Annotated in this window: 16 protein-coding genes; 8 read left to right on the top strand and 8 right to left on the bottom strand. The window is 72.5% G+C overall.

Annotated features, from left to right (window positions below; translation table 11 throughout):
• Positions 1 to 120 precede the first annotated feature (120 nt).
• A complete protein-coding gene (locus BS83_RS26045; protein WP_051943953.1) occupies positions 121 to 1341 on the bottom strand; it encodes a serine hydrolase domain-containing protein in 1221 nt (406 codons plus the stop codon).
• A gap of 262 nt (positions 1342 to 1603) precedes the next feature.
• Here BS83_RS26045 and BS83_RS26040 point away from each other — a divergent pair, with 262 nt between their 5' ends.
• The 3 genes from BS83_RS26040 to BS83_RS26030 are packed head-to-tail and all read left to right on the top strand — an operon-like array spanning position 1604 to position 6692.
• Positions 1604 to 2545 (top strand): ABC transporter ATP-binding protein, encoded by a 942-nt coding sequence (locus BS83_RS26040; protein WP_037605973.1) that lies wholly within the window; start codon positions 1604 to 1606, stop codon positions 2543 to 2545.
• The gene (locus tag BS83_RS26035) at positions 2542 to 3933 is read left to right on the top strand and encodes an ABC-2 family transporter permease (protein WP_037605972.1); all 1392 of its coding nucleotides are present in this window, start codon (positions 2542 to 2544) and stop codon (positions 3931 to 3933) included. The genes BS83_RS26040 and BS83_RS26035 overlap by 4 nt, the downstream gene beginning before the upstream one ends.
• A 5-nt stretch (positions 3934 to 3938) precedes the next feature.
• Positions 3939 to 6692, top strand: coding sequence for a bifunctional YncE family protein/alkaline phosphatase family protein (locus tag BS83_RS26030; protein WP_037605971.1), 2754 nt, complete (start codon positions 3939 to 3941; stop codon positions 6690 to 6692).
• A 63-nt stretch (positions 6693 to 6755) separates the two neighbouring features.
• Here the strand turns inward: BS83_RS26030 and BS83_RS26025 are convergent, their stop codons facing one another.
• On the bottom strand, positions 6756 to 7547 hold the full coding sequence (locus tag BS83_RS26025) for a LamG domain-containing protein (protein ID WP_051943951.1): 792 nt from the start codon (positions 7545 to 7547) through the stop codon (positions 6756 to 6758).
• A 107-nt stretch (positions 7548 to 7654) separates the two neighbouring features.
• Here BS83_RS26025 and BS83_RS48980 point away from each other — a divergent pair, with 107 nt between their 5' ends.
• The 3 genes from BS83_RS48980 to BS83_RS26005 all read left to right on the top strand — a co-directional run bounded on the left by BS83_RS48980 (position 7655) and on the right by BS83_RS26005 (position 11187).
• Complete coding sequence (locus BS83_RS48980; RefSeq protein WP_198035301.1) at positions 7655 to 8482, top strand: alpha/beta fold hydrolase; 828 nt, start codon at positions 7655 to 7657, stop codon at positions 8480 to 8482.
• A gap of 32 nt (positions 8483 to 8514) precedes the next feature.
• Positions 8515 to 9240 (top strand): DUF2470 domain-containing protein, encoded by a 726-nt coding sequence (locus BS83_RS26015; protein WP_037605970.1) that lies wholly within the window; start codon positions 8515 to 8517, stop codon positions 9238 to 9240.
• A 288-nt stretch (positions 9241 to 9528) separates the two neighbouring features.
• Positions 9529 to 11187, top strand: a complete 1659-nt coding sequence (locus BS83_RS26005; RefSeq protein WP_232248490.1) for a cellulase family glycosylhydrolase — start codon at positions 9529 to 9531, stop codon at positions 11185 to 11187.
• Positions 11188 to 11194: 7 nt separating this feature from the next.
• Here BS83_RS26005 and BS83_RS26000 read toward each other — a convergent pair whose 3' ends face one another.
• The 4 genes from BS83_RS26000 to BS83_RS46645 all read right to left on the bottom strand — a co-directional run bounded on the left by BS83_RS26000 (position 11195) and on the right by BS83_RS46645 (position 14609).
• Positions 11195 to 11671: a MarR family winged helix-turn-helix transcriptional regulator gene (locus BS83_RS26000; RefSeq protein ID WP_037605967.1), complete on the bottom strand. Its 477-nt coding sequence runs from the start codon at positions 11669 to 11671 to the stop codon at positions 11195 to 11197.
• 64 nt (positions 11672 to 11735) lie between these two features.
• Entirely contained in the window at positions 11736 to 14012 is a 2277-nt protein-coding gene (locus BS83_RS25995) for an FUSC family protein (protein WP_037605966.1), read from the bottom strand.
• Positions 14013 to 14166: 154 nt separating this feature from the next.
• Positions 14167 to 14433, bottom strand: coding sequence for a hypothetical protein (locus BS83_RS25990; protein WP_051943950.1), 267 nt, complete (start codon positions 14431 to 14433; stop codon positions 14167 to 14169).
• A 17-nt stretch (positions 14434 to 14450) separates the two neighbouring features.
• Positions 14451 to 14609: a hypothetical protein gene (locus BS83_RS46645; RefSeq protein ID WP_198035300.1), complete on the bottom strand. Its 159-nt coding sequence runs from the start codon at positions 14607 to 14609 to the stop codon at positions 14451 to 14453.
• A gap of 139 nt (positions 14610 to 14748) precedes the next feature.
• Between BS83_RS46645 and BS83_RS25985 the strand changes: the two genes are divergently transcribed.
• A complete protein-coding gene (locus tag BS83_RS25985; protein WP_037605965.1) occupies positions 14749 to 15369 on the top strand; it encodes a TetR family transcriptional regulator in 621 nt (206 codons plus the stop codon).
• 2 nt (positions 15370 to 15371) lie between these two features.
• Here BS83_RS25985 and BS83_RS25980 read toward each other — a convergent pair whose 3' ends face one another.
• Both BS83_RS25980 and BS83_RS25975 read right to left on the bottom strand, forming a co-directional pair.
• Positions 15372 to 16565: a serine hydrolase domain-containing protein gene (locus tag BS83_RS25980; protein ID WP_037605964.1), complete on the bottom strand. Its 1194-nt coding sequence runs from the start codon at positions 16563 to 16565 to the stop codon at positions 15372 to 15374.
• A gap of 110 nt (positions 16566 to 16675) precedes the next feature.
• Positions 16676 to 19210, bottom strand: coding sequence for a bifunctional lysylphosphatidylglycerol flippase/synthetase MprF (locus tag BS83_RS25975; protein ID WP_051943948.1), 2535 nt, complete (start codon positions 19208 to 19210; stop codon positions 16676 to 16678).
• A gap of 73 nt (positions 19211 to 19283) precedes the next feature.
• Here BS83_RS25975 and BS83_RS25970 point away from each other — a divergent pair, with 73 nt between their 5' ends.
• Positions 19284 to 19904 carry an L-threonylcarbamoyladenylate synthase gene (locus BS83_RS25970; protein ID WP_037605963.1) on the top strand — a complete coding sequence of 207 codons (621 nt, stop codon included), beginning with the start codon at positions 19284 to 19286 and terminating at the stop codon, positions 19902 to 19904.
• Positions 19905 to 19929 lie beyond the last annotated feature (25 nt).

The raw sequence follows: 19929 nt of genomic DNA, 5'->3' as shown, positions 1-19929 counted from the left end.
GATTGCTTGAGTGGGCACCTAGTGTGCATTCACAATAATTGCACACGCGGGATATATGCAAATGCACATTGCGGGTGCTCGCAAACGATCACGGAAGGACTGTCGCCGGAACCGCTGGGCTCAGAAGGGACCCACGGTCAGCGGGTTGTTCGGCACCAGGGGCTTGGAGATCGCCTCGGCGACGTTCTGGGCCAGGTTGGTGACCGTGGGGTCGGAGTTCGGCGAGTCCGTCGCGGCGACCGCGATCGACAGGTGCTTGGACGGCAGGTACGCCATGATCGCCGCGTAGCCGGTGAACGAGGGGTTCTGGAAGAGCCAGTTGTTGACCACGATCACGGACATGCCGAAGTGCGCCGCCTTGGTCTGCGGGAAGCAGAACGGGCACTGCTTGGTCTTCTTGCCCAGGCCGATCGTGCCCGGGTCGAGCAGCGTCCGGTAACCCTGCTGGGTCAGCGTCCGCCCCGCTCCGATCCCGGCGGCCGAGCGGGCCAGGTCGCAGACGTCCTGGGTGATGACCGCGCCCGGCGCCGTGGTCCAGGACGGGTTCCAGTACGTCGACTCCTCGTACGGGCCGCGCCCGCTGGTGAAGGCGTGCAGTACGGGGGAGGGGATGTCGGGGGTGAAGCTGTTCGAAGTCGACCGCAGCCCGAGCGGGCGGTAGATGCGCTGCTCCAGCAGGCGGTCGAGCCGGGTGTGGGTGATCCGCTCCAGCGCCTGCCCCAGCAGCAGGAAGTTGCCGTGCGCGTAGCTGAAGTTGGTGCCCGGCTTGTAGAGCAGGGTCTTCGGGTTCGTGTAGCCCAGCAGTTCCTTCGAGGTCCACTGCTTGAACGGGTCGACCGGGATCCGGGCGGCGAAGGCGGGGTTCTTGACGTAGTCCTGGTAGCCGCTGGTGGTGTCGCCGAGCATCCGGAGGGTGATCTCGTTCGCGTGCGGCACCTCGGGGAGCCAGCGCGAGATCTTGTCGTCGAGGCTGATCCGCTTCTCGTCGGCCAGCTGCAGCAGGATCGTCCCCATGTAGGTGATGGCGACCGAACCCGCACGGAAGCGCATGTCGGTGCGGGCGGGCACGCCGGTCATCGAGGGGCCGAGCGCGCCGGTCCACACGTCGTGGCCGTCCTGGGTCACCCGCACCACGACGGCCCGGAGCTTCAGATCGTGCTGGGCCTTCGTGACGGCGTCGACGACGGCGCGCGCCTCGCCGTGCACGGGGCCCCGCGAGGCGGCGCAGTCGCGGTCGCCTCCCGGCGACGCGTCGGCGGGCGCGGCGGCCCCCGCGAGGAAGGGGGCACAGGAGAGCAGCAGCGCGGTGGCGCACGTCAGTGCGGTTCTCTTACGAGTCATGACTCACCATCAGCTGCCCGCTTCGGCGGAACCGCGCAGGACACTCCCACAGCCATACCGATGGAGCACAGCAGCAGGCGCACCGCACGCCCCGCCCCGTCGGTGCGGCGGTGACCCGAAGGGGCCCGTGGGGCGTATCGTGCGTAGACGGCCGGTCCGCCCGGCAGTAGGTCGCCCTCCGTTCCACGAACGTTCAGGCGAGCGTCCCTGAGCGTGTTCTGACGAGTCCTAGGTTTTCCCCGGGCCTGCGAGACGGGGGGCTATGGATACGCAACGTGCGGCACGGGCTCGTGGGGTGACCAAGTGCTTCGGCGACGTCGTCGCCCTGGACGGAGTCGACCTGGATCTCGCCCCCGGCCAGATCCACGGCCTGCTCGGGCCCAACGGCGCCGGCAAGACGACGCTGCTCGGCCTGCTGCTCGGCCTCGCCGTCGCGGACGGCGGTAGCCTCGAAGTGCTGGGCCGGCCCGCCGGACGGGCGCTCGCCGCGCCCCGCGGCGTTGCCGGCTTCGTGGACGGCCCTGGCCTGTACCCCTCGCTGACCGCACGGCAGAATCTCGCCGCTCTGGCCGCCCTGCACGGCCTGGACGCCCGCTCGAAGCGGATCGACGACGTGCTCGGCGAGGTCGGTCTCACCGATGTCTCCGACGACCGGGCCCGCGGCTTCTCCCTGGGCATGCGTCAGCGCCTCGGACTGGCCGCCGCGCTGCTCACCGAACCCCGGCTGCTGGTGCTCGACGAGCCCGCCAACGGCCTCGATCCCGCGGGAAAGAACCACGTCCACGCAGTCCTCACCCGGCTCGCCGCTGCGGGCGCCACCGTCGTGCTCTCCAGCCACCGCATGGACGACCTCGAATCGCTCTGCTCCGAGGTCACCATCCTGGCCGCGGGACGGGTCCGCTTCTCCGGCCCGCCGGCCAAGCTGGCCGATGAGAACCGCGAGCTGGACCACCGGCTGCTCACCTCGGACCCGCGCGCCGCCCGCCGCATGGCCTCGGGGATCCCCGGCCTCCGCGTCGCCCCTGAACCCGCGCTGTGGCGCGGCGCCGAGGCGCTCGTCGTGCGGGCGCGGACGCCCGCCGTCGAGGGGCTGGTCGCGGCGCTGGTGGCGGCCGACATCGCGGTCCGCGAGGTCGCGCCCGTGGTCTCGCCGCTGGAGGCCGCCTTCCTCGCCCTGACCCAAGAACCGGAGGACGGCCGATGAGCGCGACCCTCACCGACGAGCCCGCCCACGCGGGCGCCGGGGCCGCCGCCCCGGCCGACGACGACCTGCTGCGCGTGCCGCTCCGCCGCGCCTACCGGTTCGAACTGGTCAAGCTCGTCTCGCAGTGGCGGATCCGGCTGCTGGTGCTCGCCTGCTGGACCGTGCCCGGCCTCTTCGTCGCCGCCGTCAGCCAGCAGGGCACCCTCCCCTCCGACACCCTCTTCGGGCGCTGGATGCACGCCACGGGCTGGGCCGGGCCGCTGGTCGTGCTCGGCTTCGCCGGATCCTGGGCGCTGCCGCTGCTCACCTCGGTGGTCGCCGGGGACGTCTTCGCCGCCGAAGACCGGCTCGGCACCTGGCGGCACCTGCTGGTCGCGGTCAGGTCGCTGCGGACCGTTTTCGCCGCCAAGGCGCTGGCGAGCGTCACCGTCCTCACGCTGCTGGTGGGCGGACTGGTGGCCTCCAGCGCCGTCGGCGGGCTCGCGACGGTCGGCGACCGGCCGCTGGTCGGCCTCGACGGCCATCTGCTGACACCGTCCGACGCGGCCGGCGACGTCCTGCTCGCCTGGGCCTGCGCGCTGGCCCCCACCCTGGCGCTCGCGGCGATCGGCCTGCTCGGCTCCGTCGTGCTGGGACGCTCCCCGATGGGGCTGCTGCTGCCGGCGCTGGTGGCGGTCGCGATGCAGCTCGCCCAGATGCTGCCGCTGCCGGTCGCGCTGCGGCTGGCCCTGCCGGGCTACGCCTTCATCGCCTGGAACGGGCTCTTCGCCGATCCCGCCCAGCTGGGACAGCTGCTCGTCGCGGTGGCGGTCAGCCTGGTCTGGGCCCTCGCCGCGACGTTCCTGGCCTGGCGGCTCTTCCTGCGACGCGACTTCACCAACGCCACCGAGGACGGCATCGGACGCCGAGCGGTGACCGTCGCGGCGCTGCCCCTGGCGGGACTGCTCGCGCTGACCTTCGGCGCGGTCGCCGCGGCCACCCCCTCCACCGGGTCCGGGATCACCCAGGTCAAGGTGCAGCGCGCGGTGGCCGTCGCCTTCGCGCACCTCTACCGCCTGCAGACCGAGCAGCTCCACCGCCCCGCCGTCACCGAACGGCAGTTGCAGGTCACCGCGGCCTGCGACCGCAGCGGCGGACAGGTCGACCCCGTGGGACCGGGCAACGACTGGCGTTGCGTCGTCACCTGGGAACTTCCCGGCGCGGCCGCGCCGGGGACCGCCGTCTACCAGCTCGACGTCAGCTCGAACGGCCGCCTCGAGGCCGACGGCGACGGGCCCAAGGAAGTGAACGGCTACTTCCTGGTGCACACCCCGACCGGGGACGCGCCGAACCCGCTGTGGCAGTTCGACGGCAATGTCGACCTGCTCTCCACCTCCCCGAAGGGATGACCTCCATGCAGGTAACGCGCCGCCGGCGTGTCGCGGAGCAGCAGCAGTACGTCCTGTTCGGCCGACGCGTCGGGCGCCGGGCGACCCTGGTGACGGCGTGCATCGCCGCCGCCACCCTGGCCACCGGTACCGCCGTCGCCGGCACCCACCAGTTCGGCACCGAGCAGGTCGGTCAGGTGACCGCCAAGGGCGAGGTCATCTCCAGCGACCAGTACCTCGCCCCCTACGGCAGCAGGCTCGTCATCAACGACGGCAAGCTCATGGCGTCCACCGTCAGCCCGGACGGCGGTCATCTGGCCGCCTCGGTCGCCGACGGCGACGCCGCGCTGGTCGTGGTGAACCTGAGCACCGGTCAGGTGCAGCAGCGCGTCGGCGCCAACGCGGCGGACGACCTGCGGATCGCCACCGGCGCGGTGGGCCAGGAGAAGCCGGTCTACTCGCCCGACGGCACACAGCTGTGGCTGGGCCAGCCCGACGGCTACACCCGGTTCACCGTGAACCCGGACGGCAGCCTGGCCAACCCGACCACGATCACGATCCCCGCCGTCGGCGCCGAGCACGCGCTGGCGTCCGCGGCGGTGTTCTCCGCCGACGGCTCCACCGTCTACGCGGCGGTCAACGGCCAGAACAAGGTCGTCGCGATCAACGCGGCGACCGGGGCCGTCGAGCAGAGCTGGGCGGTGGGCAACGCCCCGCGCGGCATGGCGATGGTCGGCCACAAGCTCTACGTCAGCAACGAGGGCGGCCGCACCGCCCAGGCCGGCGACACCACGCTGAACTCCTACGGCACCCAGGTGCCCGCCAACCCGGCGACCGGTGCGACGACGACCGGCACGGTCAGCGTCATCGACCTGGCCGACCCGGCCGCCTCCGTCGGGACGATCGAGGTCGGCCTGCACCCCACCGCCGTCTTCGCGAGCAGGGGCGCCGTCTTCGTCACCGACACGGCCTCCAACGACGTGTCGGTCATCGACACCCGTCGCGACAAGGTCGTGCAGACCATCGCCACCCAGCCCTGGCCCGAGGCCACCGTCGGCTACGAGCCCGACGCAGTGACCCTCACCGACGACGGCCGGCTGCTGGTCTCCCTCGGCCGCGCCGACGCGGTGGCGGTGTACCGCTACACCCGCCCGCAGGAGCCGGTCAGCTTCGTCGGGCTGCTGCCGACGGACTACTTCCCGGCCGAGATCGCCACCGTGCACGGCACCGTGGTCGTCTCGAACACCCGCGGCGTCGACGCGCTCCGGCCCGACAGCAGCGGCGCGCACAACACCCACGACACCACCTCCAGCCTGACCCGCTTCACGCTGCCCGGCGACTCCGTCATCCGCGCGCAGACCGCCAAGGTCTTCCGGCAGAACGGCTGGACCCAGGGCGCGGTCGCGACGGCGGACCGGCACAAGGCCAAGCCGGTGCCGGTGCCCGCGCGGCTCGGCGACCCGTCGACGATCAAGCACGTGTTCCTGATCGTCAAGGAGAACCGCACCTACGACCAGGTCTTCGGCGACGTCGCCAAGGGCAACGGCGACCCGGCGCTGGCCCAGTTCGGTGAGAACGTGACGCCGAACCAGCACGCGCTGGCGAACCAGTTCGGCCTCTACGACAACACCTACGACATCGGCACCAACTCCGCCGAGGGCCACAACTGGCTGATGCAGGCCGACGACCCCGAGTACACCGAGTCCTCGGCGGGCGAGTACCTGCGCAGCTACGACACCGAGGACGACGCGCTCGGCCACCAGTCCAGCGGCTTCCTGTGGACCGGCGCGCAGGCGGCGGGCGACTCGGTGCGGGACTTCGGCGAGTTCCAGCAGTTCCTGACCAAGCCGGCCGCGGCCAGCTGGCAGAACCTGTACTGCGACGCCAAGAACATGGACGCGACCGGCCAGGGCACGGCCTACACGCTGAACTCGGCCTCGCCGATCCCCTCGCTCAACAGCGTCTCGGTCTCCGGCTTCCCGAAGTTCGACACCAGCGTGCCCGACCAGTACCGGTACCAGATCTGGAAGCAGGACTTCCAGAAGAACGGTCCGGCCAACCTCAACATGTTCTGGCTCTCCAGCGACCACACCGGCGGCCCGGCGAGCCCCGCCGCCCAGGTGGCCGACAACGACCTGGCCACCGGCAAGATCGTGGACGAGATCTCGCACAGCCCCTACTGGAAGGACTCCGCGATCTTCGTGGTCGAGGACGACTCCCAGGCGGGCCTCGACCACGTCGACGGCCACCGCGCCCCGATCCAGATCATCAGCCCCTGGGCGCAGCACGGCGTGGTGGACGACCACTACTACACGCAGATCACCATGGTCCGCACCATCGAGCAGATCCTCGGGATCCACCCGATGAACCAGAAGGACAGCGCGGCCTCGCCGATGACCGCGGCCTTCACCCGGACGCCGGACTACACGCCGTTCACCGCGCTGCCCAACCGGACCTCGCTCACCGACGGGCTCTCCACCCCGCCCAGCTGCGGCGTGGACGTCCCCGCGGCGCAGGACCCGAAGGCCGCCCTGGTGCAGCGCACGCTGCCGGCCCCGGCGGCGGAGCGGGGGATCGTGGCGCTGTGGAACGCGTGGAAGACGCAGCAGCGGCTCACCGGGCCCAACGCGGTGCCCGACTTCGCCAACCCGGCGCAGATGAACCACCTCACCTGGTACGAGACCCACAACTGGGTCACGCCGTACCCGGGTGAGAGCCGGATCTACGCTCCGAACGACGTCCCCGGCGCGTACATCCCGTCCTCGGACACGGAGGGCTGATCCCGGCGGTCCCGCACCGGTCGGCCGCTCGGCGTGGTCCGAGCGGCCGGTCGGCGTTCCCGCTCAGCGCAGCACGTGGTAGTCGTACACGGTGAACGAGATCGGGCGCGAGGAGGCCGGGCGCGGGTAGATCTCGCCGTCGCTGACCGAGAGGCTGATGGCCGGGTAGGCACGGAAGGCCGACCCGACGCCGCGTGCGTCGTGCCAGACGGCCTTCATCGTCTTCTGGGTGGCTCCGGCGTACCAGGTGACGCGGGTGGCTCCCAGCCGTACCCCGAGCCACAGCGACGCGCCGGGGTGGACGGCGGAGGAGGACCAGTAGGTGTAGGTCCCGCGGGCGTGGTTGACGAACTCGAGCCGGTGCGGCGCCGCGCTGTGCCATTCCATCAGGTCGATCTCGTGGTCGCCGGCGCGCCAGGACCACACGGCCGGCCACGCCCCCGAGGTCGCGGCCGGGAACTTCAGGTGCGCCGTGACGAGGTCGCCGGTGCGCAGTTGGAAGCCGCTGCCGCCGGTCGAGCAGGAGTCCCCGGTCGTGATCAGCCCGGTGTTCCACGAGCCGTCGCCGCGGGGCGAGGCGGTGATGGTGAGCGAACCGCCGTCGAACCTGAGCGCCGAGCGGGTGAGGACGTCCAGCTTGTGGTCGCCGGGGTTGGTCCTGCAGTCGGCGAACGATCCGCTCTGCCAGCCCCACTGACGTCCCAGCGCCGCGGGGCGGAAGTCGGCGGCGAACACCAGGCGCTGCCGGGTCGCGCCGGACGCCGGGGTGGCCAGGGGGAGCGCGGAGCCGAGGACGCCGCAGGCCGCGAGAGCGGCGGCGAGCGTGCGCCCGCACGAACGGATCCGGGACTTCATACAAGCCAGCGTGGGCCAGCACGGGCGCGACCGCCCGGCCGACAGGGCGTGATGTGCTGCTTTCGGAGTACACGTCAGCTCGCACAGGGCGGGGTAGCGTGCCCGGCATGGTGATTCCCGATGTCGTCCCCTTCCCTTCCCCCGACGGAGTGCGCCTGGTCTACCGGGAGTTGGGCGAGGGCCGCCCGCTGCTCCTGCTGCACGGCCTGACCTCGGACGCGGAGATGTGGTTCCACGCCGGTTTCGCTCCGGCGCTCGCCGAGCGTGGACACCGGGTGATCATGCCCGACTTCCGCGGCCACGGCGCGAGCGCGAGACCGCACGACGCCGCCTCCTACCCGCGCGACGTGCTCACCGACGACGCACTCGCCCTCGTCGACCACCTCGGACTGCGCGCGTACGACCTCGGCGGCTACTCGCTGGGAGCCAGGATCGCCGCCCGCATGCTGGTGCGCGGGGCCACGCCCGGCCGCGCGGTGATCGCCGGTCAGGGGCTGCGGGAGATCCTCGGCGTGGGCGGCGGGGCGGGGCCTTCCTGCGGAGCGTGTTCGCCGGGGCGGGCACCTTCCCCGAGGGCTCGCGCGAGGCCCGGTCCGAGGAGTACCTCCGGGCCCGCGGAGTGGATCCGGTCGCGATGCTGCACGTGCTCGACTCGATCGTGCCCACCCCCGCACACCTGGTGCCGGAGCTGCGGGTGCCGACGTTGGTCGCCATGGGGTCCGAGGATGAACGGCTCGCCTCGGCGCGGGAGCTGGTGGCCGTGCTGCCGGCCGCCCGCATGGTCCAGGTCCCCGGCGACCACGGGAGCGCGGCGGCCGCTCCGGAGCTCGTCTCCGCCGTCCTCGACTTCCTCGTCGGTCCGGTGTGCTGAGGGAGGCCCGACCCGGCGGCGGACTGACGGCCTGTCGGTGATTCCTACGGCGACTCCGGTCTAGTAAGGTAAGCCTTACCTAATCAGGAGGCCCGCATGTCGCATGCCCGTTCCGCGGAACCCACACCGGCCGAGCGCGCCCGCTCGATCCTGGCCGGGGCCACCTCGCTGACGGCGACCGCCGTCGGAGTCCAGGTCGCGCACCTGGAGATGCGCGCCTTCGAGGCGAACGGTCGGCTGTTGCTGGTCGAGCCGCCGGGTGGGGTGCTGCGCGCCGCGCTGCGGGAGGCGCCCCGTCAGGGAGCGGCGGTCGGGCTCGACTTCACCGACGTGGCGCCCGCGCCGGTGCGCGACCGGGTGCGGGCGCGGCTGTCGCTGCGCGGGTGGCTGGGCCCGGCGGAGCAGCTGGGGCCGGCGGGAACCGCGATGTTGGGATTCCGCTGCGCGGCGGCCGAACTGACGGAGAACGGGTCGACGCAGCAGATCGGCCCGGACGAGCTGAGGCAAGCCGAGCCGGATCCGCTCGCCGATCGCGAGGCGGTGCTGCTGTCCCACCTGGTCGACCGGCACCTCGACGCGGTCGCCGCGCTGGCCCGGCTGGTCGACAGCCGACTGCTGCTCGGCGTCGCCCGGGTGCACCCGCTGCGCCTGGACCGGCACGGCATCGTGCTGCGGCTCGAACGCGCCCGCACGCAGCAGGACGTACGGCTGCCGTTCCGTGCCCGGCTGGACCATCCGGACGACGCCGGACTGCGCATCCAGGAACTCCTCGCGGACGCGCACGCCTGTCCCCGCCGCCACCGAGCCCCGACCCGCCCGTGACCGGCGCCCCGCCCGGGGAAGGCCCGTTCGCGGCCGACGTCGTCGCCGCGGTCATTCGCGCGGCCCCGGCCGCGGCCCGCCTGTACAACTGCCCCTCGTGGACGGAGCCGGACGCGGGAGAGCCGGACGAGGGCGAGCCGGTAGGCGGGGCGGCCGGGCTGGAAGTTTCGCCGCTGCCATTGCCGTGACCAGGTCAAGGAGCGTCCGGGTCCTGTGTCCGTTGACCATGCGCGTCACGGCGGCATAGGACCGGTCCCACCCTCCCACCAGGACGAAGGGGCTAGAGGCATGAGCAATCGAACGCTGCCACGCTCGATGAGAACGGTCCTTCCCGCCGTCGCCGCCGGCGCGCTGCTCGCGGGGGCGCTGGCGCTCCCCGGTTCGGCCCGCGCCGCCGGGGCGGTGGGGCAGGGGTACTGGCACACGTCGGGCAGCACGATCCTGGACGCGGCCGGCAACCCGGTGCGGATCGCGGGGATCAACTGGTACGGCTTCGAGACGCCGGACGCCGTCGCCCACGGCCTGTGGAGCGCGGACTACAAGGCGCTGATCGACGACATGAGGAACCTCGGGTACAACACCGTCCGCATCCCCTTCTCCAACCAGATGGTCGAGACGAACCCGGTGCCGAACAACCTCGGGTACTACGGGCAGGGCGGGCCGATCAACACCGATCTCAAGGGTCTGACCTCGCTGCAGATCCTCGACCGGATCATCGCGTACGCGGGCCAGGACAACCTCAAGGTCATCCTGGACGACCACCGCTCGGAGGCGGGCAACAGCGCCGAGCAGAACGGGCTCTGGTACACCGGCGCCTACCCGGCCTCGGCCTGGCTCGCCGACTGGAACACCATGGCCAAGCGGTACGCGGGCAACTCCACCGTGATCGGCTTCGACCTGCGCAACGAGCCGCACACCCCGGCCTACACGGCCTACAGCGCCGGGGCCACCTGGGGCAGCGGGGACCCGGCGACCGACTGGAGGCTGGCCGCGCAGACCGCGGGCAACGCGGTCGAGGCCGACGACCCCGGCGCGCTGGTCTTCGTCGAGGGCATCAGCAACTACCCCGACGCGAGCGTCAGCGGGGGCTACTCCACCGACTGGTGGGGCGGCAACCTCGACGGCGCGGGAACCTACCCGGTCACCCTCGACTCGCCGGGCCATGTCGTCTACTCCGCGCACGACTACGGCCCGCACGAGTACGCCCAGACCTGGTTCAACTCAGGAACGACGCCCGCCGGTCTGGACGCGGTCTGGGACAAGCACTGGGGCTACCTGGCCAAGCAGAACATCGCGCCGGTCTGGGTCGGCGAGTTCGGCACGCCGAACGCGGCCACCGACGCGGCCGACAGCACGCCGGGCTCGCAGGGGCAGTGGTTCAGCAGCCTGGTCTCGTACATCAAGGGCAACGGCCTGAGCTGGACCTACTGGGCGCTGAACGGCGAGGACGCCTACGGGCTGCTCGACAACGGCTACGACCCGACCCCGGTCTCCGCGCCCAAGCAGGCGGCGCTGAACACCGTCGAGTTCCCCTTCGGCCCCGGGCCCGGCGGCGGATCGCCGTCGCCGAGCGCGAGCTCCGGTCCCAGCGGCACGCCGAGCACCAGCCCCTCCCCGAGCGCGAGCGCCGGAGCGGGCTGCCAGGTGACCTACACCAGGCAGAGCGAATGGGCCGGCGGCTTCAACGGGGTGGTCGACATCAAGAACACCGGCGCCACGGCCGTCAACGGCTGGACGCTCGGCTTCACCTTCGGCGGCGACCAGAAGATCACCAACCCCTACAACGCCGCCGTCACCCAGAGCGGCGCCAAGGTCAGCGCCACCAACCTCTCCTACAACGGGACCATCGCCCCCGGCGCCGACACCAGTTTCGGCTTCCAGGGCACCTGGTCCGCCAGTGACGCCGCGCCCACCGGCTTCACGCTCAACGGCGCCGCCTGCGGCTGACCGGCCCTCAGCGCGCCTGCGCCGGGGCGGAGGGCGCGGCCACCGCCTCCACGGCGGCCACCAGCGAGGCCAGTTCGCGGTGGCCGGCCGCCTCGTCCAGCGCCTCGCGCAGCGCGGCGTCGTTGGTCGGCCTGGCTGCGGCGAGCAGCTCCAGGCCGGCCTCGCTGACGTCGGTGTAGATGCCGCGGCGGTCCGTCGGGCACAGGTACCGGGACAGCAGCCGACGGTCCTCCAGCCGGGTGACGAGGCGGGTGGTCGCGCTCTGGCTCAGCATGACGGCGTCCGCGACCTGCTTCATCTGCAGGTGCCCGCCCTCGCCGTCGTGCTGGCGGCTCAGCACGTCGAGCAGCGAGTACTCCCGGACGCTGAGGTCGTGCCGCGACTGCAGTGCCCGCTCGATGTGCGCCTCGATCTTGCTGTGCAGGAGGGACAGCGCGCCCCAGCCGTTGGCCAGGGCGGTCAGCGCGGGGTCCGTGGCGGTCATCGGATCCGTCTCCTCTCGGGCGCGGCTGAAAATACCGGCTGGGGCAAGTATACGGCTGGCGCAACTATTGCGCCGGGCCCGCCGCAGGGGCCGCCGCGGCGAGCAGGCCCGGCTGCAGCCTGCGGGCGACGTCCACGTGGTCGCCGGTCCAGATGATGCGGACCGCGGTGGCGGTCGCCTGGCCCTCACCGTCGACCAGGTCGGTCCGGACGGACTCGACCAGCCGGGCGGCGGACTCGGGCCGCAGCGCGACCGGGGGCGGGACGGGCGTGTGCCGGTCCAGGCTGGCGGCGAGGCCGCGGTACCAGTCGGTGACCCGGTCCGCGGTGCGCAGGATCGCCAGATGCGCCTCGGTCTGGTCGGCCTTGGTGCGGGTCCGCCCGCACTCCCGCCACAGCGAGACCACCGCGTCGGCGGCCAGGCGGAGCCCGACGACGCCGGTGACCAGGGTGGTCGTGTCGGCCAGCGACAGCGGCTTCGCGCCGCGCTCGGCCAGGTAGCTGCGGAAGGCGTCGTCGAGCCGCCGGGCCGACGCGGCCGCCTCGCGGCTCTGCTCCTCGGGTTCGGCGGCGGCGGGCCTCGGGTCCGGCGTGGCCGAGCAGTGGCCGAGGGCGTAGTCGACGGCGGCGGAGAGGTAGCGGGCGCCGGCGGTGTAGGCCTGCGCGAGGTTCCGGTCCACGGCCGCCGCCGCGCCGCGCGGCCAGAAGAAGAGGGCGACCACGATGCTGACCGCGCAGCCGAGCGCGATGTCCTGGACGCGCAGCACGACGATGTGCCAGTCGGGGTTCTGGCCGATGTTGAACAGGATCACCAGGGTGATGGTGAACGCGGCCTGCCCAGCGGTGAAGGAGATCGCCGCCGGGGCGATGCCGGCGACCAGGATCGCGATCGGCAGCAGGAACCACAGGACCGTGCCGTGGTGGCCGATCAGCTGCAGCAGTCCGGCGCCGACGATCGAGCCGACCACCGTGCCGAGCACCGCGCGCAGCGCGTTCTGGCCGGTGCTCAGGGCGTTGGAACGCAGCACGGACAGCGCGCCGAGCAGCACCCAGAAGGAGTGCTGGACGCTGGTCAGGTCGGCCAGCAGCACCGCGATGCCGAGCCCGACCGCGCCGCGCAGGCTGTTGTGCAGCCACACCGAGCCGCGACCCAGATGCGCGGCGGCCCGTTCGCGCGCGGAGACCAGCGGCGCGGTCAGGGCGTCGGGCTCGCGCCCCAGCAGCCGGTCGGGCCAACTGCGCTGCCAGGCGGTCGCGGCCAGCTCCACGTTGGAGGCGATCTGCAGGACGGCGAAGCCGAGCTCCTGGGCCCGGAAGGAGAAGTCGAGGGTCGCGATGAAGCCGAACACCTCGGCCGGGCCCTCGCCGACCGGCCGGTCGACCGGCAGCCGGGTCGTGGAGCTCTCCGCCATCGCGGTCATCGCGGTGTGCAGCTGTGCCACGCGGTCGCGCAGCGGGCCGACCTCGCCGCGGAGGTCCGCCAGCAGCCCGGCGGCGGCGTCCAGGACGTCCGCGGCGGCCAGCCGCACCCGGCGGGCGGAGAGGTCGCAGGCGGGCGGCTCCTCGGTGTAGGCCGGGCGGTCCGCGAGCACGCCGGTCAGCCAGGTGAGCTCGTCGACCAGCCGGACCAGGGTGCGGGAGCTGGTGGACAGCCCGGTGGGGCGGTACGGGGTGCCGTCGAACGCCCGGCGCAGCTCGGCGCCCGCGTCGGCGGTCCGCTCCGCCGCGGCCCGGCAGTGCGCCGTGTCCGGCCCCTTGTCGCCGCCCGCCGCGCGGGCCGCGTCGGTGCGGAGGTACGCGGCGGCGGCGACGCAGACGCGGGCCGCGGGGGTGCTCAGCGGATCGGCGACCGGCCGGGGCCAGAGCAGGGCGACCGCGGGCAGCGCCACGGCGGCCGCCAGCCCCGCCCCCGCGAGCCGGTCGGGCAGCTGCGACAGCGGCGCCGGAGTCGCGACCGGCAGCACGAATCCCAGCAGCAGCGCGGTCGCCGCCCCGGCCAGGACCGAGCTGACCACGCCGGAGAAGAGCACCAGGAAGGTGATCGCCACGGTGGTCAGGACGGCGAGCCAGGCCTGCCGCGCGACCAGGGTGCCGAGGCAGATCAGCACGGCCCAGGCCACGGCCAGGCCCGCCTGGGCGCGCAGCCGCTCCGTCATGGGGCCGCTGAAGTCGACCAGCAGCAGCATCGAGAAGGATCCGAACGCGGCGAAGCTCGCCGTCGTCGGCGCGTGCAGGACCTGCGTGCACAGGGCGAAGAGGGCCGGCATCAGGATGGCCGTCCTTCCGGCCCGCCGGGTCGCCGCGAGCCCCGGGTCGTGCCGCCGTAGCCATCCGAGCGACATGCGCACCTCCTGCGGACGCGACACCGTTCGGACGCGACACCGTGCGGGCGCGGTGCCTGACCGTGCCCACCACCCATTTGCATGCACCGGACCAGGGAGCGCAACAGGGCCCGGTGACGAGGTCACCGGGCCCTGACGGCCGATCGGGCCGGAACTACCAGAACAGGCCGTGCCCGCCGATCAGCACGGACGAGGCCAGCACGGCCAGGTCGGCCACGCCGAGGGCGAGGCCGAGGCCCGCCCTGACCGGCCGGCCGGTGCGGCGGACCAGCGCGAGGACGGCCAGCACGACGGCGCACGGGCCGAGCACGAGGTTGAAGACGAGCAGACCGAGCAGGCCCAGGACGAACGACGCGACGGCCATCTGGTCGGCGTCGGAAGCGCTGCGGCGCTCGGTGCGGGTGGTGAGGGTGGTGTCCACGGTGCGGCTCCCTGGGGTCAGTGCTGCTGCTTGCGGCGGGCGAGGCCTTCGCGGACGCCGAAGGCGAGCAGCCAGGCGAGGATCGCGGTGGCGCCGGTGAGGAAGACGGACAGGCTGGTGTGGAGCGCCGCGCCGGCCAGCAGGCTGAGCAGGGCGGCGGCGAGCAGGAGACTCATTGCGAGGCTCTTCTCTGGGGAGTGAGCAGATGGCAGGGATCCGAACATTCGGCGAACACTTGAGATGACAACTGTTCGCTGACTTCCTCAGCCTATCCCCGAGTGGCGCGTTTCGGCAAACAGTTGTTTACTCAATGGCGTGAGTCACACCACCGGGGTCCGTCAGGCCCAGAAACAGCAGTCCCGCCGCGCCCTGATGGACGCCGCACTGGAACTGCTGGAGCATCAGAGCTTCTCCAGCCTCGGCATGCGCGAGGTCACCCGCGAGGCGGGGATGTCCCCGGCCGGCTTCTACCGGCACTTCCGCGACCTGGCCGACCTCGGCGTCGCCCTGGTCGAGGAGGCGCTCGCCAGCCTGCATCTGATGATCCGTGCGGCCTTCGCCGAGCAGGGCGAGGCCGAGGAGCTGATCGACCACGCCGTGGCCGTCATCGCCGACCACGTCCGCGCCCACCCGGCGCACATCCGCTTCATCGCCCGCGAGCGGTTCGGGGGAGTGCGTCAGGTCCGCGAGGCGATCGCCGCCGAACTCGAGCGGTTCACCGACGAGGTGGCCCGGGCGCTGGCCGCCCAGCCGGTCTCCGCCCACTGGAGCGAGGCGGACGTCAGGATGGTCGCCGAACTCTACGTGGACCACATGGTGCTGACGGCGGCGGCGCTCCTGGAGGCCGACGCCGACAGCGGGCAGCGGATCGCCGCCACCGCCCGCCGCCAGCTGCGCCTGATCAGCGTCGGCCGCCGGCACTGGATCTCCGGCTGACCTCAGCTCTGGTCGGAGGCGTCGCCGTAGACGTTGCCGGGGCTGATCACCTGGGTGATCGCCCGGCCCAGCACGGTGCTGGGGTTCTCGCCGCGCGAGGGGATGTCGGTGTTGAGCAGGATCACCAGCGTCGCCCTCATGGCGGGCAGATAGATCGTCAGACTCTGGTAACCGGGCAGGGAGCCCGCGTGGCCGATCCACCCGTGGTTGACGTCGATGCCCAGCCCGTAGAAGTCGCCGGGCGCGCCGGTCGGCTTCGCGTCCAGGCGTTCGGCCTGGGTCTGCCGGGTCAGCAGTCCGCCGGTCGCGACGTTCACCGCCCAGGAGCGCAAGTCGTCGAGGTCCGAGATCATCGCGCCGGCCGCCCAGCCCCAGCTGGGGTTGAAGTCCGTCGCGTCCGCCACCGTGCCGTCCGGCGTGAAGTCGGTGTAGCCGTGGGCGTGCGGCAGCGGGAACTCCGCCGCCTTCGGCAGGAAGGTGTGGTCAAGGCCGCTCGGACGGGTGATCAGATCCCGGATCACGTCCCGCAGCGGGCGGTGGGTGACCCTCTCGACGACGAGGCCGAGCAGCACGGTGTTGGTGTTGGAGTAGTCGAAGCGCGCGCCGGGCGGGAACTGGTTGGCGTGCCCGAAGGCGATCCGGAGCAGCTCCCTGGGCGCCCACTGGCGGTGCGGCTGGGTCGTCAGCAGGTGCTGGAAGCCGGTGTCCTTGCTGTAGGGGAACAGGCCGCTGCGCATCTCCGCGAGCTGACGCAGCGTGATGTGCCGTCCGTCCGGCACGCCGGGCACGTACGCGGAGATCGGGTCGTCCAGCCCGACACGGCCGCGGTCGACGAGCTGGAGCAGCGCGGTGACGGTGAAGGTCTTGGTCTCGCTGCCGATACGCATGTTCAGGCCGGCGCGCATCGGGGCGCAGTCGCTCTTGTCGGCGATCCCGAAGGCGCGCACATAGCGCGGCTGCCCGGGCTTCCAGACGCCCACGATCACGCCGGGGACCCCGGCGTCGGTGGCGGTCCGCTGGATCACCCGGTCGAGCTCCGCCGCGGTCGCGGCCCAGGACCGCGGGGCGGCGGCCGGCCCCTTCGCGGTGGCGGCGGCAGCGCCGGGGGCTGCCATCGAGGGCAGGGAGGCCGCCAGGCAGGCGGCGAGGATCATCGCGGCGGTACGGCCGGCACGTCGGCCTGTTCGGATGCGCATCCCTCCTCGATAACCTCCGACCCGGGCTCGCCTGCCTCAGCCACGCCCGCGCGCCCGCCCCGTCGACCCGAACGGGCGACCTCGGCCGGCCTCCGCGGTGGCCGTCCGCGTCAGCGCCGTCCGGCGGCGCTCGGTTGTCTCCCCGCGGTCGCCTGGGTGAGCCGGCGGCTGAGCCTGAGCATCTGCGCGGGGCTGGTCTCGGGGAGGTAGGCCTTGCCGATCGCGCCCGCGATGGCCGGGAGCTGGGCGGGGTCGGGATAGACCATGTAGAGCGGCAGATAGGTGGGCTGGAACTTCGACTTGAAGGCCAGCAGCGAACGGAACCCGTAGACCGGTTCGAGCGTGCGGCCCAGGACGTCCAGCACCCGCTGCAGCGGAGCCTGCTGTTCGCCGCGGTCCACCCGGGCCAGCGGGGCGCCGGACAGGCTCAGGAACCGGGCGCCCTCGTCCTTGAACGTCAGCGCCGCCGTGGCGATGAGGTACTCCATCACGCCCTGGAAGGCCCCGTCGCCGCGGCGCATGAAGTCCAGGGTCCAGCCGACCGGCTCACCGTCCTCGTAACTGGGCAGCCAGCTGGTGATGCCGTGCAGCACGCCCTCCTCGTCGAGGGCGACCAGGACGCGCACCCGCGGGTCGTTCAGCTCGTCCAGGCCGCCCAGGGTGAAACCCATCTCGGGCAGGCCCTTGTCCGCGACCCACTCCTCGGACAGCGCGCGGACCTGTTCCTGCACGGCGATCGGCGCGGTCGGCCAGCTGTGCCAGTGCGCGGTGATCCCCGCCTTGCCCGCGCGGTTGAGCGCGCTGCGGACGTCCTGCCACCGCTTGCCGGTGAACGCGAGGTCCGGCAGGTGCAGCCAGGTGTCCTCCGCCACCTGGACGGCGGACCACCCCAGGCGTTCGGTGACGTCCCTGGTCCCCTGCGTGACGCTGTAGAAGCACGGCGACCAGCCGTGCTCGTCGCAGTACGCGGTGAACTCGGCGACCGCCGCGCCCCGGCTGTCCGGATCGCCGTACGGGTCGCCCAGCGTCAGCGCCGTGCTGCCGATGACGCGGTAGGCGACGGCGGCCCGGCCGTCGGCGGAGAGCCAGTGGTCGTTGCCCGGCCAGGTGGACATGTACGAGAGCGTGGAACCGCCGTAGCGCAGCAGCAGTTGCTTCGCCTGCGCGGAGTTGTCGACCTTCCGGCGCACGCCGGCCCGCCAGAACGCCACGAACAGTCCGACCAGCACGATCACCCAGAACACCGGTCCGGTGAACTCCCACAGGGCCCTGGCGTGCAGCGTGTCAGGAAGGAAGGCGCCCAGGTGCTTCCCCAGCAGCGGCAGGTAGGCGGGCGGCACCAGGCGCTTGGGGTAGTCGGACACGATCTGGTGGAAGGCCGGGACGGGGGTGAACTGGTTGCGGGCGTCGTAGGCGAACTTGATGTACGCGGCGCCCACCACGACGAAGGTGAGCACCGCGACCCCGAGGAAGGTCGCGACGGTCTCCCGCTCGGCCCGGAGCTGGAACCGGCGCCGGGTGAGGACCAGCACCACGAGCACCGCCGCCGGAATGCACATCTGCAGGATCGAGTAGAAGGTGAACGTCCCGGTCGCGGCGTCGCGGCGGAGCAGGAAGTAGCGCAGTTCCGCGGCGATCAGCAGGATCCGCAGCAGTACCGCGGCCCACCAGGCCATCCTCCGCCCGCGCCACAGCCCGACCGCCACCACGACGATCAGGCAGACCGGAACCCAGTAGACGAACACGTCGGGACTGTTCGCCAGCGCGTGGTCGACCCGGGCGTTGAGACAGCTCTGCGTGTTCGCCAGCGCACCGGAGCAGGTCGCCCGCACGGAGGCGGGCGAGACGCCCACGCCGATGAACAGCGCGCGGTAGAGCGCCAGCGGACCGTCGGTGTCGTGGGTGAACCAGGTGACCAGCGGCCCGAGGGCCGAGACCGACGCGAAGACCGCGACCAGCAGCCTGGTCTCCTTGGCCGAGGACGGCAGCGGGCGGAAGTCCCGCGGCGAGCGGTGGTTCGTGAAGAGCAGCACGCCGGTCACCAGGCCGATCAGCGCCGCACCGGTCCTGGCCACGTCCACGACCTCGCCGGAGTAGAACAGGAACAGCAGCGGCGCGACCACCAGCAGGAGCCGCAGCCTGCGTCGCCACAGGGCGGTCAGCGAGGCGCTCAGCGCCAGCCCCACGCCGACCAGGCCGGGGGTCGGCCCGACGGTCCGGGCGCCGATCAGCCCGCCCAGCCAGGGATCGCCCGCCAGGCCCCCGAGCTCCATCGCCGCGATGGCCAGCAGCGCGCCGCCGACCTGGCAGAGCAGGAAGATCCCCGCCGCCCGGAGGGAGCCCAGCCGTCGCTCGGCCGGAAGCAGGGTGATCAGCGTGAGGCCGGTGGCCACCAGGAAGCCGCCGGCCCCGGAGTCCCACAGACCGTAGCTGAACAGGGTCCACCAGCGACCCTGGGTGATCGACCCGGTGCCCATGCCCGTCCAGCCGACTGCACCGCTCGCGGCCAGGCCCAGCACGAGGAACGACACGACCAGGGCGATCGACACCGGCGCCTGCCCCAGCACGCGGACCACGCCGACCGCGGCGGTCCACCAGCGCCCCAGCCGACCGTCCTCCGTCCGCCCGAGAGCAGCTTCGGTCACATGTCCAGCATTCCACCCTGCGCCCGGCGGGGCTCGGCCAGCGCGGGCGGCCCCGATCTCGTAGGCTCTGCGGATGGCGAAGTACTTCGACGTGCACCCGGAGAATCCGCAGCAGCGCGTCCTCGACAATGTGGCAGGCCTGGTCAGGACCGGTGCGCTGATCGCGTACCCGACCGACTCGTGTTTCGCCCTCGGCTGCCAGCTGGGCAATCGCGAGGGTTTGGCCAGGATCCGCCAGATCCGGCAGCTCGACGACCGTCACCATTTCACCCTGGTGTGCCAGAACTTCGCCCAGCTGGGCCAGTTCGTGCAGATCGACAACAACGTGTTCCGCGCGATCAAGGCGGCCACGCCGGGCAGCTACACCTTCATCCTCCCGGCCACCTCCGAGGTGCCGCGCCAACTGCTGCACCCGAAGAAGAAGACGGTCGGGGTGCGGATCCCCGACCACGTGGTCACCCAGGCCCTGCTCGCCGAGCTGGGCGAGCCGCTGCTGTCCACCACCCTGCTGCTGCCGGACGAGGAGGAGCCGATGACGCAGGGCTGGGAGATCAAGGAACGGCTCGACCACGTCGTCGACGCGGTGCTCGACTCCGGCGACTGCGGCACCGAGCCGACCACGGTCATCGACTTCTCCGGCGGCGAGGCCGAGATCGTGCGCCGGGGGGCGGGCGACACCGCGCGCTTCGAGTAGCCGCCCGCCGGTCCGGCCCGGCCTG

Origin of the sequence: Streptacidiphilus rugosus AM-16 (assembly GCF_000744655.1) — a bacterium.
GTDB classification, from domain to species: Bacteria; Actinomycetota; Actinomycetes; order Streptomycetales; family Streptomycetaceae; genus Streptacidiphilus; species Streptacidiphilus rugosus.
This window is presented reverse-complemented; position numbering and strand designations above follow the sequence as displayed.

Excerpts from the sequence above, each read along its gene's own strand:
- BS83_RS46645 (WP_198035300.1), bottom strand. The coding sequence starts at position 14,609 with ATGAGTCTCCTGCTCGCCGCCGCCCTGCTCAGCCTGCTGGCCGGCGCG.
- BS83_RS26000 (WP_037605967.1), bottom strand. The coding sequence starts at position 11,671 with ATGACCGCCACGGACCCCGCGCTGACCGCCCTGGCCAACGGCTGGGGC.
- BS83_RS26040 (WP_037605973.1), top strand. The coding sequence starts at position 1,604 with ATGGATACGCAACGTGCGGCACGGGCTCGTGGGGTGACCAAGTGCTTC.
- BS83_RS48980 (WP_198035301.1), top strand. The coding sequence starts at position 7,655 with ATGGTGATTCCCGATGTCGTCCCCTTCCCTTCCCCCGACGGAGTGCGC.
- BS83_RS26025 (WP_051943951.1), bottom strand. The coding sequence starts at position 7,547 with ATGAAGTCCCGGATCCGTTCGTGCGGGCGCACGCTCGCCGCCGCTCTC.
- BS83_RS25995 (WP_037605966.1), bottom strand. The coding sequence starts at position 14,012 with ATGTCGCTCGGATGGCTACGGCGGCACGACCCGGGGCTCGCGGCGACC.
- BS83_RS26005 (WP_232248490.1), top strand. The coding sequence starts at position 9,529 with ATGAGCAATCGAACGCTGCCACGCTCGATGAGAACGGTCCTTCCCGCC.
- BS83_RS26035 (WP_037605972.1), top strand. The coding sequence starts at position 2,542 with ATGAGCGCGACCCTCACCGACGAGCCCGCCCACGCGGGCGCCGGGGCC.
- BS83_RS25970 (WP_037605963.1), top strand. The coding sequence starts at position 19,284 with ATGGCGAAGTACTTCGACGTGCACCCGGAGAATCCGCAGCAGCGCGTC.
- BS83_RS25980 (WP_037605964.1), bottom strand. The coding sequence starts at position 16,565 with ATGCGCATCCGAACAGGCCGACGTGCCGGCCGTACCGCCGCGATGATC.
- BS83_RS26045 (WP_051943953.1), bottom strand. The coding sequence starts at position 1,341 with ATGACTCGTAAGAGAACCGCACTGACGTGCGCCACCGCGCTGCTGCTC.
- BS83_RS26030 (WP_037605971.1), top strand. The coding sequence starts at position 3,939 with ATGCAGGTAACGCGCCGCCGGCGTGTCGCGGAGCAGCAGCAGTACGTC.
- BS83_RS26015 (WP_037605970.1), top strand. The coding sequence starts at position 8,515 with ATGTCGCATGCCCGTTCCGCGGAACCCACACCGGCCGAGCGCGCCCGC.